The following is a 13307-nucleotide window of genomic DNA, read 5'->3' as shown; positions in this document are numbered from 1 at the left end:
TTTATGATTGATTTGATGTAAGATGTTCGTTTAATATGTGTAAGCCTTTTTCCGTAGTAATAGCACGGAGGTGATATTCTAAGAAACTTTCCATAAGATATTCCATGTTAAATATTTCATGAGGGAAATAGTCGGAATCTCTTATTCCTGACATACCATTAAAGTAAAATCGGGAAACTAAATCAACGTCTAAGTCAGGTCTAAAAAGTCCCATGTTAATTCCTTTTTGTAAACTTTCCCTAATAGATACGTGCATTTTCTCGAACTGTTTAAGATTTAATCGTCTATAAATGTCCGGATAGTATTTTTTTAGCTGATATTGTGGAGACGCCTTCTTTTTGTGTAGGTATTCCATTACAAGTACTTTAATCTGGTAAAGTTCTTCTATAGGGTTTTCGGCCGTATTGCAAACGCAATCTATGCCGTTACATACAGTTTCAAATACTTCAAATACGACGGCTTCTACTAATTTTGTTTTATTCTTGAAATGAACGTATATGGTTTTTTTAGATATACCTAATTCATTGGCAATATCATCCATTGTAACACTTTTAGCACCAAGAGTTAAGAACATGTCGGAAGCTTTTTCAATAATTTTTGCTCTCATAATATGCTGCAAATGTAAATCAGGAAACTTTAAATACAAAAAAAGTTTCCTAAGTTTTACAATTTTTTAACATGAAACTTTTATTCCTTCTTTTTAGTACGGGTATTTAATTTATTTTTGTTTCATGCTTTCAATAGAAAATTATCAAGAGGAATTTGTTACATATCTAGAAGCTTATGTAACCCGTAAAGAACCTGAAAACCTGTATGCACCGATAAATTATATATTGGGTTTAGGAGGTAAAAGACTCAGGCCAGTTTTAACTTTAATGACTGCAGATATTTTTAATTCTGAATATAAACATGCACTTAATGCGGCCTTAAGTATTGAGGTGTTTCATAACTTTTCTTTGGTTCATGACGATATTATGGATGATGCACCTTTGAGAAGAGGTAAAGAAACTGTACATGAAAAGTGGGATGTAAATACAGGGATTCTTTCTGGTGATGCCATGCTCATTATGGCGTATCAACTTTTCGAGAATTATGATGCTTATACCTTTCAGGAGCTTGCAAAATTATTTAGTAGAACGGCTTTAAAGGTCTGTGAAGGTCAGCAATATGATGTAGATTTTGAAACTCGTGATGATGTTACTATTGCAGAATACCTAAAAATGATCGAGTATAAAACAGCGGTTTTAGTTGGTGCTGCTATGCAAATGGGAGCCATTGTAGCTAAGGCGAGTGCTAAGGATCAGGAATTAATTTATCATTTCGGAAAAAATTTAGGTATTGCTTTTCAATTACAGGACGATTATTTAGATGCTTTTGGGGATCCTAAAACCTTCGGAAAACAAGTGGGAGGAGACATTATTGAAAATAAGAAGACTTATTTGTATTTGAAAGCTCAAGAGTTTCTTAATGATAGCGAAGTGTTGGAGCTTCAGCATTTGTTTAGTATAGATGTTGTGGATGCTTCAGAAAAGGTTAAAACCGTAAAAGAACTATTTGTTTCGTCTGGAGCTGCCGAAGCTACTAAAGTTGCTATTGTTGACTATACAAATAAAGCGTTTCAAGTGTTAGATGATTTGGATATCACCGACGATAAAAAGGTCTTATTGCGAGATTTTGGTAATAGTTTAATGAATAGAAATGTGTAATGCAACTACCAGTAAGTTTTGAGGCATTGGTTGAAGAGGTAAATAAATTTGATCTTTATGATAAATTAATAAAACAATTAAATAAAGACTTTTTGCTGGCAAATATAAATTTAGATTTTCATGAGTCTATTTTGCCATCAAGCCTCCAACTACGGTTACATGAGACTATTTATAATTTAATACAACATAAGTTTAGTGATTATTTAAATTTGCTTTATATTACTGATGTTTCCGAGCGTCAAATTAAAACTTTAGATGGGAGTGATACGCTTAAATTATCTGAAGAAGTTGCTTTCTTGATACTTAAACGGGAATGGCAGAAAGTGTGGTATAAAAATAATTATTAAAATCAATTAGGATATTTTTGTCTTAATTGATTTTAATTTGTACTTTTGTAATTCAATTAATAGGAGTTTATGTTTTCTAAAGCATGTGAGTATGGTATTAAGGCGGCAATTTATATCGCAACCCAATCCTATGAAGGAAATCGAGTTACGCCTAAGGCAATTGCGCTTGAAATAGATTCTCCTAAGGCATTTACGGCCAAAATATTACAAGCCTTAGTAAAGCACGATATTGTTTTTTCTGTTAAAGGAGCATATGGTGGTTTTGAAATACCAAAAGAAAAAATTGGTCGTATTAAACTATCTCAAATTGTGAATGCTATTGATGGTGATACTATCTATAAAGGATGTGGTTTAGGCTTAAATCAATGTAACGAAAATCATCCCTGTCCAGTACATGATAAATTTAAGCGCGTAAGAGAAGAATTAAAATATATGTTAGAAAATACTAGTTTAGAAGAACTGGCATTAAATATAAAGTCAGGATTATCATTTTTAAAGGTTTAAAAAAATTTACTAATAAATAGGATAGAATTATCCGAAATAAAATTAATTATGAAAATACTAAATATTAATAATGCCCAAAAACAAGTAGGGGAATTTGTAGCAGACGATTTTAGGACTGCTGCAGTATTTGTAAATTATGGCATCGATTTTTGCTGTAGAGGTCATAGAACAATTGAAGAAGTATGCAAAAAAAATGGGATTGATGAAAATGATATATTAGATAGTTTAGAAGCTGTTTTAAACTCTAAGCCAGATCAAACTATCGATTATAAGTCTTGGCCACTGGACTTGTTAATAGACTATATTGAAAAAAAACATCATAGGTATGTAGAGGCCAAAATACCAGTATTGTCACAATTTTTAGAGAAACTTTGCAGGGTACATGGGGAGAGACATCCGGAATTATTTGAAATAAATAAACTGTTTACAGCATCGGCAGGAGAGTTGGCAGTACATATGAAAAAAGAGGAACTTGTATTATTTCCTTTTGTGAAAAAAATGGTCGCAGCTACGTTTAGTCATGAAGCAATAGAGGTGCCTCAATTCGGAACAGTAGAAAATCCTATTCAAATGATGAAGCATGAGCATGATAATGAAGGTGTGCGTTTTAGAGAGATTGCCGCATTAACTAATAATTATAATCCACCAGCAGATGCTTGCAATACCTTCAGAGTAACCTATGCCATGCTGGAAGAGTTTGAACAGGATTTACACCTGCATATTCATTTAGAGAATAATATTTTATTTCCACAAGCAGTTAAGTTAGAGAAGCAATTTACAGAATAAAGTTTTTTTAATGTGGAATTAAAAAAAATCCGGGAGCTTGTATTCCGGATTTTTTACTTTATTCAGCCTGTATTATTTCAAAATAAAAGACAGGTTAATGTAAAAATTACGCCCTTGTCTTAGAATACCGTTCCAATCTGCAAATGTTGAATATTTAGTGTCTAAAAGGTTTTCAATACCATATTTTAAAACAATTTTGTTATTGTTATAGTCGAATGCATTACCCAAATTACAATTTAGAAGAGCGTAAGCTGGTGTTTTGTTTTCACCATAAAAACTGCTGTACTGACTTTGGTTACCGTTTCCTGTTAATTGAATTGCAGCATTAAATTTCTGGGTTGAATAGTTAATTTCTGCTAAATACGAAAGAGGTTTGATAAAAGGTAAATACTTCCTGTTACTAGCTTTGCCATAATTGTACCCTATGGTGCCGTTAACCGAAAATTTAGAAGATAGCTGGTAGCTGGAGTTTAGATATATGTCAAAAATAGTCGCATAATCTAAAGATTTGTGTAGTTTCACTCCATTAGCACCAATAGTCATAGGACTAATAGTTGGGTCGATATCTCCAATTATGTAATCTGATATGCGAAAATATGAGGCTTCGATACCAATATGAAAGTTATTCTTATGCATACTGGAACTGAAATTGACCTCCAATGCTTTTTCGTTTTTTAAATTCGGATTTCCTATATAATCAAAATTGTCGTAACTATTAAAAATATAAAAGGCATAACCTTCGCTTACCGAAGGAGCGCGGGAACCATACCCTAATCCAAAACTATAGCTGTATTGCTCTTTTTTGAAATTGTAAACTGAAACTATACTTGTAAGTATGCGACTTTTGTTAGCTTCAATGTCAGGGTAAAATATTTTTAAACTTTCTAAACCTTCCTCTTTAGCAATTCTGTTGTTTTGATAACTTAATCTCGCCGAATTGGTAATAGCTGCGTTCGAGTTTATCTGGTAAATATCCTTAACAAAAAACCCAGTGTTTAAGGTTCTAATATCAGGCCATGTGTGCATAAACATATCAGGCTCATTAGAGTTATTAGGATACATAGTCATTTCTGCAAGGGACTGGTTGTAATAACCATTTAAATTAAAAGAGGAATGATGTTTATTCGTAGAAACCTGGGCTTTGCTATAAAAACCAAAAGTGTTACTCCACCCAGGCATGTCCATACGAATTGGTACATCCGGACGTTTGCTGTCGTCCATAATATGCGTAATAGAATTAAAATACAGCTTGGATTCTAGGGTTTTTATAAAATTTGAATTGTTACTGTAATTATGCGACAATGAAGTAATTACAGCTTCTGCTAAAGATACATCCATGGGCAGGGCAGGGTAGCCAACATCGTTTGCTTTATCATAAATAATATTGGCATCGATTGAGTGGTTTTCAGAAACTTTTATTCCTGTTTGTAGTGACAAGTTGTATTTTTGAAATTGCGAATACAAAACTTCCTGATTGTTACCGGATTTGTAATTATCTGATTTCCTGAAAATCCCATCAAGATTAAAATAGAATGATTTACCAGAGTATTCTAAATCTAAGCCGCTTATCTTATAATTACCATTGGTTTCGTAACCTAAATCGACACTTGTTTTAAGGCCAGATTCATAAAATTTAGAATCGGGAAGTTTTAAATCAATGCTGCCACCAATACAATGGCCATTTTCGTTACCGGACTGGCCAGAGCCTATATTTACATTGTCTAGGTTGGAGACATCGACATAGGATGTAATAGGGTCCATTTTATCAGTACAGGCGCCAAAAATTTGCATGCCATCAATAGTGATGTTAAGGCGCTCGCTAGCCATATTATTTAAAGTTGGTTCCCAAGCATAATTACCACGTTTTATCATGGTGATTTTGTTGGCCTTTTCTAAATAATCGTCAATACTGGATAGGGTTTTTTCTTGACGGTAATGGCTGAGTTTATGGCGTCCAATTATTTGGATTTCATCCAAATGTGTAGTGTCTTTTTGTGTGGCGAAATTATTGTTTTGAGCAAAGTTATACCAGCTCACAATTACACTAAAGAAGCTAAAGATTAATCTTTTCATATCAGAAATGAATTTAGCCTGTACCATGAAATCACGGTACAGGCTTAAGATTTTAGTTAAAATTCTATTTCTAAATAAAGCGAACTTTTTGCATTACTTTCTGTAATGTCTTCACCTTTTAAAACAGAGTTTTCCTCATTTAGTAATTTTAGGTTAAGTACCCAGTATCCGGTCATGGTTAGGGATAAATCACCGTAGTACATCCTGTCTGTACTGTTGTAGCTTAAATCTTTATTGTATGGAGAAGTGTGGTTCCCCATAGATGGCATTCGTGGATCCAAAGCTATGGTGTAGTCTGTGACTTCAGTAAAATTCATCATGCTTTCCATTTCAAAAAGCCCTGCTTTTATTTTGTTGGTTCCAATTACTGGCTGGTTAGGTTCTACTAAAGCAATTATGTAACGTACTTCGTCGGTCCCAGTAAAAGAGGTTACATTTTGTAAATCACTCTGAATTAAGTTTATCGTGTCTTTAATAGTATGATTTACACCATCGATTGTGAAATTAAAGGTTAAAGACCACCCAGAGCCATTCATGCCCGTCATTTGGTAAATAATATAGCCTTCATATATGGTTTGTTTGTTCTCAACTTTTGTAATTTCCGATTTGGGACAGGAATGCTCCATGGTAGGCATTTGCATAACGGGCATCCATTCTATGTTGGCATTTTCAAGGTATTTATTAGTGTTAAGATTTTTTATTCTTAAACTTATGTGGTTATAACCTGTATAAAATAACCCAGATTTACTGTAAACTTCGATGGTATAGTCGCCGTTGCTAAAGTCTTGAATTTTAAGTAATCCTTCGGTTTCATCATGAGGAGTATTGGTGTTATCAGTTGAACAAGAAACGGATAATAATGTTATAAATAGGAGAGGCAATAGATATTTAATTTTCATTTTGTGTTTTTTAAAAAGTATAATATAAGTTCATAAACCGCCATCCCGTCTGTATATAATTAGACCGGATATGGAGTAAAATCAATGTGATTTTTAAACTGAAAAACTAAATGAAATTAGGTGGAGGTGTATCTATATCTAAATACGTTTTATTGATTTTGGGTAGATTAAAACAAGTCAGGTTCTTTTCTAATTGAAGCCTTACAAGTTGCTTCTTTAAGTAGTTAATGTCTGAAACGTAAAAAACATCAAGTGATTGACGTTTGTTTTCAGGTAGGCTTTTGTCTGAATTAGGATTTGAAGAGGTTTTTTGGAGTTCCTTTTTTAAATGACATTTACCGTTACACCCTTGTTGATTGTCTTTTTGAATGCATAATGTTTTAGCAATAAAATCTTGGTTAATAACAAAGTTACCAACAACAGTCAAAGTTCTAATATTATTAGCAAGAAATATTGTTACTAATACTAAAGCTATGATTTTATTAGCCAAAATCTTAATCATGGCGCGAAGATAGTTAAAAAGACACATGTATTCTGCTTTAGAAATCTTTCTTCTTCGATTTATTAACAATTCTAAGAATTGGAAGTATTACCCACATAAAGAGCATTACAAAGGAAACAATTAACCCTAGATTTGTCCCGAAGAATTTTTTAAATACAGCACCAGTATATCCTAGTAAAGCCGATATATCTAATTTAAGTAATATAAGTGTTCTTGATAAATCTATCGGGTTAAGCATGGTGCCTGCAATTGATAGTTGGTCTAATGGGTAGTCTTCGAAAATAATTAGAGACATGAGAAAAAAACCATCGTATATTATGGCCAAAGCAAGCCAAAGCAGTATAGCAAAACCGAAACCCTTTATTCTATTTTCGTTCGAAAGGGCAATGTTAAAAGCCAAAGCTGTAAATATGAACGTTAAAAGAGAACCGTTGATAAGTAGTAATGAAAAATCCCAAATAACGGCAGATTTGAAGAGTCCATAAAAGATAAAGGGGATACCTAAGCCTAAAACTAAACTCATTGAAAGCGATAGGGCTACTCCAAAATATTGACCTAAAAATATGGAGGATCGTTTAAGGGGTTGCGCCAATAACAATTCTGTAAATTCTTTTGAGTTGTAATAATACATGACCCCGAAAATGGTACCTATTAAAGGAACAAGGATAATTATAATATTCATTAGGGTAATGATAGCTTTAGATAAATCGTTATTTAGAAATAACAGTATCACGCCCAGTAATAGGTAAAATAAAAAATACACATAGCTCCAGCGGCTGCGCATTAAATCATAAAAACTATATTTTAATATTTTAAGCATGGTTTTCTTGTAAAATTGACGCAATTGCGTGTTCAAAATCGGGTTGTTTTGTTTGGGATTTCAATTTGGAAATACTGCCTTTAAAATATATTTGTCCTTCAAGTAAGAACACAATTTCATCGGCTACTTCTTCAACAAAACTCATAATATGGGAGGTGATTATAATGGTTTTTCCTTTTTCTTTTTCGGTTTGTATTAAGGCTTTTAATCTTATAAGCGAAATAGGGTCTAAGCCCGTTGTGGGTTCGTCTAAAATAATTATGGGGCTATTGAACATAAAAGTAAGGACGATATTTACTTTTTGTTTGGTTCCGCCCGATAAATTTCCTAATTTTTTATTTAGAAAAGGTTCTAGCTGAAAAGTTGTAATTAAAGATGTGTCTAGGGTCGATTTACCTCTTAAGTCTTTAATCATCCGGATAAGTTCTTTAACTTTTAAGTTACTAGGAAAATTTGCTATTTGTGGTAAGTAATCTATTTTATGTCTATAGTTAGAATTGTTTTTTATGTTTTCATTTTGGACATTAATAGTTCCTTTATTAGGAATTACCATACCTAGAATAGATTTTATTAATGTGGTTTTTCCTGACCCATTAGGCCCTAGAATAGCAAAAATACCAGCGTTATTTATTTCTAGGTCAAGACCTTTTAGTACGTCGTTTTTTCCAAAAGATTTATATAGATTTTTAATTGTTACCATTCAATTTGCTTTACATAGGGGTTGTTGTCTAATAAATTATCAGGGGTAAATATTGGTGAAACTTTTTCCGAAAAGTCAATGATATCGATAAATAAACTACGAAGTAAAATAATGGTTTCGGGGGTTTTATTTACAATATAGGAAAATAGTTTTATAGGTCTGTAGGGGACATCCCCAATGCCATCCTTGTTTAAGTCGTAACCCGTGTAATTACTCCAATAGTTTTTGTCGAACTTATTATCATTAACTTTGCTATTGTAGGAAATGTCGAAGGAATTGTATAAAAAATTATTTTTCGTGAAATAATTGTTATAACATGCTCCTCTTACTTTTATAGCCCAACCATTATTTTTAAAGTTATTATTGGTGTAATTAATACGGTTTGAACCTTCAATATTAATAGCAATAGTGTTTTTGCTAAAGGTGTTTCTTGTTATTTCAGCATCGTTAATTTCTTTTAAAAGTAAACCATAAGAGGCTGTTCCCCAGTTTTTTTGAAAGACGTTGTCGAGCATTTTTATGTTTTTTGAAAACATTACAGCTACTCCTGCTCCATTATCTTCAAAAGTATTGTTTTGGTAAGTATCATTATTTGAAAACATAAAATGTAAGCCATAGCGTAAGTTTTTGGCGCTTATATTGTTTTTTATAGTGCAGTTATTAGCAAATTCTAAATAAATACCATCTCTAACTTGTTCTATGTAATTATGCTCTATTTCAATATAATTGCTGTACCATAGCTGTATGCCATTGCCTGAATTGTATTCTTCTTCTGCATTACCAATTATTTTATTGTGGAATACGCGTCCATTATTAGCTTTTTCTAGATAAATACCAAAGAATAATTTTTCAAGAACTAGGTTTTGAATTAAAAAGTTATTGCTTCGTTTTACCCGAATCGCAGCATAGTCTTCGGTGTAGCTTGTGCCAACATTTTTAATGAATAAGCCATCAACAGTTACATGGTCTGCAACTATGGTAAGAACTTCGCCTTTCATTTCTCCATCTATTGTAGGGTAGTTTTCTCCAATAAGGGTTAGTGGTTTATCTATTAGTATATTGTGTTCTTTGTAGGTTCCTTTTTTTATGATAATAGTGTCAGAATTATTTGCTTCAGAAATGGCTTTTTTTATTGAAGAAATTGGGCATGTTTCACATACATTTATTTTTTGAGCATAGCTGAAGCAAGTCATAGTCATGACTAATAAAAAAAGGAAACTTTTTGCCATGAATTTAGTTGTTAAATTTTTTTTGAATATTTTCCCAAGTATAGAGTTGACCTCCTTTTTGGGACTGTATACTTTTGGCTTCTTCATGAGATTTAAAAGCTGATAAAAAAGCACCCATTGGACTTGGAATTTTTTTACTAATAAGAAAGGTTGCTTTTGTTCCATCGATAAGAGATTCTGGCTCTAAATAGTCGTTCGCTAAGAATAATTTAATTTCAGCGGTATCAAATTCTTTCATGAAGTTAAGCATACATTCGGTAGCATCAAATTTATAAACCTTTCCTTTGTTAGTTACAACTTCGGCTGCATGCACTTTATCGACAATGGTCATTCTGCAAAAGTGACAAGCATCGCTACCATATGCTATTGGTTTTGGAGTCACATTACAGTTGAAAAGTAAGAGCATAAGAGAGAAGCTAAGGTAATGTGTTAGTGCTTTCATAATTTCGGATGTTTAAAATTAACCTATTTTAAAAGATGATTTTTTAATTTTTTTACCAATATAATATGCTAATAAGGAAGTTAGTATTCCAAAGCCAAGAAAAAGACCTCCTAGTTGAGGATAAGAGTGTGCTCGAAAATTAAGAATGTTTTTACTTCCGAATAATGGCGGTTGAAATCCCATGACAGAACCATCTGGATTGGTGAATTTCATGATGGCTTTAGGGTCAAGGTCGTGACCATAGTTGTGTTCCCATAGATAAAAATCATACAAGCCTGCAGAACACATAATCACCATTAATATAAACCAAGCTAAGAACCACTTATAATTACCTATAAAAGCAATTAATAATCCAATAATTGAGGAAGCAATAATAGCAATTGGGAATATTTTAAATTCAGGAATGGATTCAGGAATATATTTCATGCCCACATAATGATTCATTAAGTTAATATTTTTTATATCGTGAGGATGAACATCGGAAAAATCGTTAATATGAATATACATGCCTAATGGGGTCGGGTATTGAGGCGCTTCGAGGGTAATTTTCCAAAGAGGAAAAATAAAGAGCCCTAGAGGTAATAAAGCCGCTATTAACATGATTAGATTAGACTTTTTCATAAGTTCTAGAACTGTTGTGTTAATTAAGAAGTGTTTTAAGAAATAAGGCGAGAGCGAAATCCACTCTCGCCATTACTTTTACTTGCAATATGAGAATAACTTATAAATATAGTATTATTCTATGTCTTCACCCAAAGACCATTTTAAAGGAGTATTTGAGTTAGCTGGAGATACTCGAACATATCCTTGCATTTCTTGATGTAATGCCGAACAGAAATCTGTACAATAGAAAGGCCACACACCTACTTGTTTTGGTTCCCAAACGAAAGTTTCTGTTTGCCCTGGCATAATCAATAACTCAGAGGTGTTTGCTCCAATTATACTCACACCATGCGGTACATCATAATCCTGTTCAAGGTTTGTAATGTGGAAATATACTTTATCGCCAACTTTAATGCCTTCGATATTATCAGGCGCAAAATGAGAACGAATAGTAGTCATGTAAATATGTACGACATTACCATCCCTAACAACTTTTGTGTCGGCTTCACTTTTAGCAGCGTAAGGGTGGTTGTTGTCTTCTAGTTTAAATATTTTTTTAGATCTCGGTTTTATTAAATCGGCAGGACATCCTGCTGCATAGTGTGGTTCACCAACTGTAGGGAAGTCTAGAAGTAATTCCATTTTTTCTCCTGAAATATCGTAGAGTTGAGCAGATTGTGTTACTTCCGGCCCTGTGGGTAAATAACGGTCTTTTGTTATTTTATTCATGGCAACAACATATTTTCCAAAAGGTTTTTGCGAGTTTCCGCCTGGAATCATTAGATGACCTACAGAGTAGTAACAAGGTTGTCTATCGACCACTTCCCAGGTTCCGAGTTTCCATTTAACTACTTCCGACGAAATAAAGAAGGTGGTGTAGGCATTTCCTTTGCCGTCAAATTCGGTATGCAAAGGTCCTAATCCTGGTTGTTCAACAACGCCTGCTAAAACATCTTCAAAATTTAAAATAGGAATACCATAGGCATCGCCTGCTATTTTTTTGTCTGCTATAGCATTCAACATTTTGGTAAATGAGTGTACTGTTAAATTGGCAGAGAGTTTCCCATTACCTACAATGTATTCGCCTGAAGGGTCAACATCACAGCCATGAGGTGATTTAGGAGTCGGTAATAAATATACAGCACCTGGAACATCGGCTGGATTTACTACCAAAACTTCTTTTTTCATGGTTGATTTTGCTGTATGCGTGCTCTCATCGTACACGTTATGGGCGTAGTTGGCCGGCATCATTGTTCCGCCTCCGTTATTTACATATTCTTCAATTTTTTTCCAGTTAACGGCAGCAATAAAATCTTTGTCGTTTTGTGATGCGTTGACTTCCAGGAGGGTACTGGCTTCTTCCGAGTTGTAAGTAGAGAAGAAGAACCACCCATGTGAAGCTCCACGTCCAGGATGTGCCAGATCATAATCGAATCCAGGCATGATTAATTGAAACTTGATATCCATATGTCCATGTTCAGGATCTACAGAAATAAAAGATAGCGCCCCCTTAAAATTGCCTTTATAGTCTTTAATTGGCATGTCTTTTTGTGGAATTGGAATCGAAAAGCGAGTTCCCGCAACTACATACTCTGTGTTTTCCGTTACAAATGAGGAGCTGTGGTTTCCAGCGCTATTAGGGACTTCAATAATTTCCGTGGTTTCAAAAGTTGATAAGTCAATTTTAGCAATACGAGGGGTGTTGTTTCCATTTATGAATACCCATCTACCATCAATTACTCCATTGGTTTGGGAAATATCTGGGTGATGCGAATCATCCCAAGGCACAAAACCGTGAGAAGTGTTTAACATTGGTTTGGTCTCTTCGTTGTATCCATAAGCTTTCTCGGCATCTTGGGAGAACACTGGAATTACTTTGAACAAACGACCTGAAGGTAAACCGTAAACAGATAGTTGTCCACTGAAACCACCAGAAATGAAGGCATAAAATTCATCATGTTCACCTGGAGCTACATAGACTTTTTCGGCTACGTTTCCTGCAAGGGCTCCCGACTTTCCGCCAGATTTACTTGAATTGTTACAACTAGTGAAAGCTACAAGTATACTTAAAATGGCTACTGCAGATTTTAATATATTTTTCATTGTATAATAAATTAGTTTAGTTAGATTCTTCTGAAGGAGGTAAAAGTACTTTGTCAACAACATGAACAATACCGTTTCCAGCTTTTACACTTGCTATAATATTGGCACCTCCAATAACAGGTTTTCCGTCAATAATTTCTATTTGAACATACTGATTATTAGCCTGCCCTAATTTTTTGAGTTTACTTAAAATGGTTGTGCTTAAATTACCTGGGGTTACATGGTATTTCAGTATATTAGCTAAGGTTGCTTTGTTTTCAGGTTTCACTAGGTCTTCAACAGTACCTTCAGGTAACGCTGCAAAGGCTTCGTCTGTAGGGGCAAAAACTGTGAGTGGTCCAACATTTACAAGGGCATTTTCTACTTGAGCGGCTTGAACTGCGGCTACTAAGGTTTTATGGTCAGGGGAGTTAAGTGCTATTTGCAGACAGTTTGGGGTGCCTTCGTCATCTTGAATAAAAGCTTGTCCTGTTTTTTCTGAGGGAGCATTGGTTTCTGTTGTACTGGTTTGCGTCTCCTTAGTTTCATTTTTACAAGAGCATAGGACAACTGCTAATATAAAAAAGAGACATATTGGTTTAATGGTTTTCATA

General features: G+C 33.8%; 15 protein-coding genes. 4 read left to right on the top strand and 11 right to left on the bottom strand.

Features of this window, described 5'->3' with window-relative positions:
- Position 1 precedes the first annotated feature (1 nt).
- A complete protein-coding gene (locus H611_RS0107855) occupies positions 2–607 on the bottom strand; it encodes a TetR/AcrR family transcriptional regulator (RefSeq protein WP_027137841.1) in 606 nt (201 codons plus the stop codon).
- A gap of 124 nt (positions 608–731) precedes the next feature.
- On the opposite strand from H611_RS0107855, the gene H611_RS0107850 reads away from it, so the two are divergent.
- From H611_RS0107850 to ric, 4 genes are all read left to right on the top strand, one after another.
- A complete protein-coding gene (locus tag H611_RS0107850; protein ID WP_027137840.1) occupies positions 732–1706 on the top strand; it encodes a polyprenyl synthetase family protein in 975 nt (324 codons plus the stop codon).
- Positions 1706–2053 (top strand): hypothetical protein, encoded by a 348-nt coding sequence (locus tag H611_RS0107845; RefSeq protein ID WP_027137839.1) that lies wholly within the window; start codon positions 1706–1708, stop codon positions 2051–2053. The genes H611_RS0107850 and H611_RS0107845 overlap by 1 nt, the downstream gene beginning before the upstream one ends.
- 69 nt (positions 2054–2122) lie before the next feature.
- On the top strand, positions 2123–2557 hold the full coding sequence (locus tag H611_RS0107840) for an RrF2 family transcriptional regulator (RefSeq protein ID WP_027137838.1): 435 nt from the start codon (positions 2123–2125) through the stop codon (positions 2555–2557).
- A gap of 48 nt (positions 2558–2605) precedes the next feature.
- A complete protein-coding gene (gene ric / locus H611_RS0107835; RefSeq protein WP_027137837.1) occupies positions 2606–3343 on the top strand; it encodes an iron-sulfur cluster repair di-iron protein in 738 nt (245 codons plus the stop codon).
- A 72-nt stretch (positions 3344–3415) separates the two neighbouring features.
- On the opposite strand, the gene H611_RS0107830 is transcribed toward ric, so the two are convergent.
- The 10 genes from H611_RS0107830 to H611_RS0107785 all read right to left on the bottom strand — a co-directional run bounded on the left by H611_RS0107830 (position 3416) and on the right by H611_RS0107785 (position 13306).
- On the bottom strand, positions 3416–5416 hold the full coding sequence (locus tag H611_RS0107830) for a TonB-copper family protein (RefSeq protein ID WP_027137836.1): 2001 nt from the start codon (positions 5414–5416) through the stop codon (positions 3416–3418).
- A 56-nt stretch (positions 5417–5472) separates the two neighbouring features.
- Complete coding sequence (locus H611_RS0107825) at positions 5473–6315, bottom strand: hypothetical protein (protein ID WP_027137835.1); 843 nt, start codon at positions 6313–6315, stop codon at positions 5473–5475.
- 106 nt (positions 6316–6421) lie between these two features.
- Positions 6422–6817 carry a hypothetical protein gene (locus tag H611_RS14510; protein WP_157515068.1) on the bottom strand — a complete coding sequence of 132 codons (396 nt, stop codon included), beginning with the start codon at positions 6815–6817 and terminating at the stop codon, positions 6422–6424.
- A 37-nt stretch (positions 6818–6854) separates the two neighbouring features.
- Positions 6855–7637, bottom strand: a complete 783-nt coding sequence (locus H611_RS0107815; protein ID WP_027137834.1) for a nitrous oxide metabolic protein — start codon at positions 7635–7637, stop codon at positions 6855–6857.
- A complete protein-coding gene (locus H611_RS0107810; RefSeq protein ID WP_027137833.1) occupies positions 7630–8337 on the bottom strand; it encodes an ABC transporter ATP-binding protein in 708 nt (235 codons plus the stop codon). The genes H611_RS0107815 and H611_RS0107810 overlap by 8 nt, the downstream gene beginning before the upstream one ends.
- The gene (locus H611_RS0107805) at positions 8331–9566 is read right to left on the bottom strand and encodes a nitrous oxide reductase family maturation protein NosD (protein WP_027137832.1); all 1236 of its coding nucleotides are present in this window, start codon (positions 9564–9566) and stop codon (positions 8331–8333) included. The genes H611_RS0107810 and H611_RS0107805 overlap by 7 nt, the downstream gene beginning before the upstream one ends.
- Positions 9567–9570: 4 nt before the next feature.
- Positions 9571–10008, bottom strand: coding sequence for a nitrous oxide reductase accessory protein NosL (locus H611_RS0107800; protein WP_027137831.1), 438 nt, complete (start codon positions 10006–10008; stop codon positions 9571–9573).
- 18 nt (positions 10009–10026) lie between these two features.
- Positions 10027–10629 (bottom strand): hypothetical protein, encoded by a 603-nt coding sequence (locus H611_RS0107795; protein ID WP_035483662.1) that lies wholly within the window; start codon positions 10627–10629, stop codon positions 10027–10029.
- A gap of 114 nt (positions 10630–10743) precedes the next feature.
- Positions 10744–12714 (bottom strand): Sec-dependent nitrous-oxide reductase, encoded by a 1971-nt coding sequence (nosZ, locus tag H611_RS0107790; RefSeq protein ID WP_027137829.1) that lies wholly within the window; start codon positions 12712–12714, stop codon positions 10744–10746.
- Between the two features lie 16 nt (positions 12715–12730).
- Positions 12731–13306 (bottom strand): fasciclin domain-containing protein, encoded by a 576-nt coding sequence (locus H611_RS0107785; RefSeq protein WP_027137828.1) that lies wholly within the window; start codon positions 13304–13306, stop codon positions 12731–12733.
- Between the last annotated feature and the right edge of the window lies 1 nt (position 13307).

The organism is Gaetbulibacter saemankumensis DSM 17032 (assembly GCF_000425645.1).
Lineage (GTDB): Bacteria > Bacteroidota > Bacteroidia > Flavobacteriales > Flavobacteriaceae > Gaetbulibacter > Gaetbulibacter saemankumensis.
The sequence above is the reverse complement of the archived record's forward strand: the minus strand, read 5'-3'. Positions and strand labels throughout refer to the sequence as shown.

Excerpts from the sequence above, each read along its gene's own strand:
- H611_RS0107805 (WP_027137832.1), bottom strand. The coding sequence starts at position 9,566 with ATGGCAAAAAGTTTCCTTTTTTTATTAGTCATGACTATGACTTGCTTC.
- H611_RS0107830 (WP_027137836.1), bottom strand. The coding sequence starts at position 5,416 with ATGAAAAGATTAATCTTTAGCTTCTTTAGTGTAATTGTGAGCTGGTAT.
- H611_RS0107845 (WP_027137839.1), top strand. The coding sequence starts at position 1,706 with ATGCAACTACCAGTAAGTTTTGAGGCATTGGTTGAAGAGGTAAATAAA.
- H611_RS0107785 (WP_027137828.1), bottom strand. The coding sequence starts at position 13,306 with ATGAAAACCATTAAACCAATATGTCTCTTTTTTATATTAGCAGTTGTC.
- nosZ (WP_027137829.1), bottom strand. The coding sequence starts at position 12,714 with ATGAAAAATATATTAAAATCTGCAGTAGCCATTTTAAGTATACTTGTA.
- H611_RS14510 (WP_157515068.1), bottom strand. The coding sequence starts at position 6,817 with ATGATTAAGATTTTGGCTAATAAAATCATAGCTTTAGTATTAGTAACA.
- ric (WP_027137837.1), top strand. The coding sequence starts at position 2,606 with ATGAAAATACTAAATATTAATAATGCCCAAAAACAAGTAGGGGAATTT.
- H611_RS0107855 (WP_027137841.1), bottom strand. The coding sequence starts at position 607 with ATGAGAGCAAAAATTATTGAAAAAGCTTCCGACATGTTCTTAACTCTT.
- H611_RS0107810 (WP_027137833.1), bottom strand. The coding sequence starts at position 8,337 with ATGGTAACAATTAAAAATCTATATAAATCTTTTGGAAAAAACGACGTA.
- H611_RS0107815 (WP_027137834.1), bottom strand. The coding sequence starts at position 7,637 with ATGCTTAAAATATTAAAATATAGTTTTTATGATTTAATGCGCAGCCGC.
- H611_RS0107840 (WP_027137838.1), top strand. The coding sequence starts at position 2,123 with ATGTTTTCTAAAGCATGTGAGTATGGTATTAAGGCGGCAATTTATATC.
- H611_RS0107800 (WP_027137831.1), bottom strand. The coding sequence starts at position 10,008 with ATGAAAGCACTAACACATTACCTTAGCTTCTCTCTTATGCTCTTACTT.
- H611_RS0107795 (WP_035483662.1), bottom strand. The coding sequence starts at position 10,629 with ATGAAAAAGTCTAATCTAATCATGTTAATAGCGGCTTTATTACCTCTA.
- H611_RS0107825 (WP_027137835.1), bottom strand. The coding sequence starts at position 6,315 with ATGAAAATTAAATATCTATTGCCTCTCCTATTTATAACATTATTATCC.
- H611_RS0107850 (WP_027137840.1), top strand. The coding sequence starts at position 732 with ATGCTTTCAATAGAAAATTATCAAGAGGAATTTGTTACATATCTAGAA.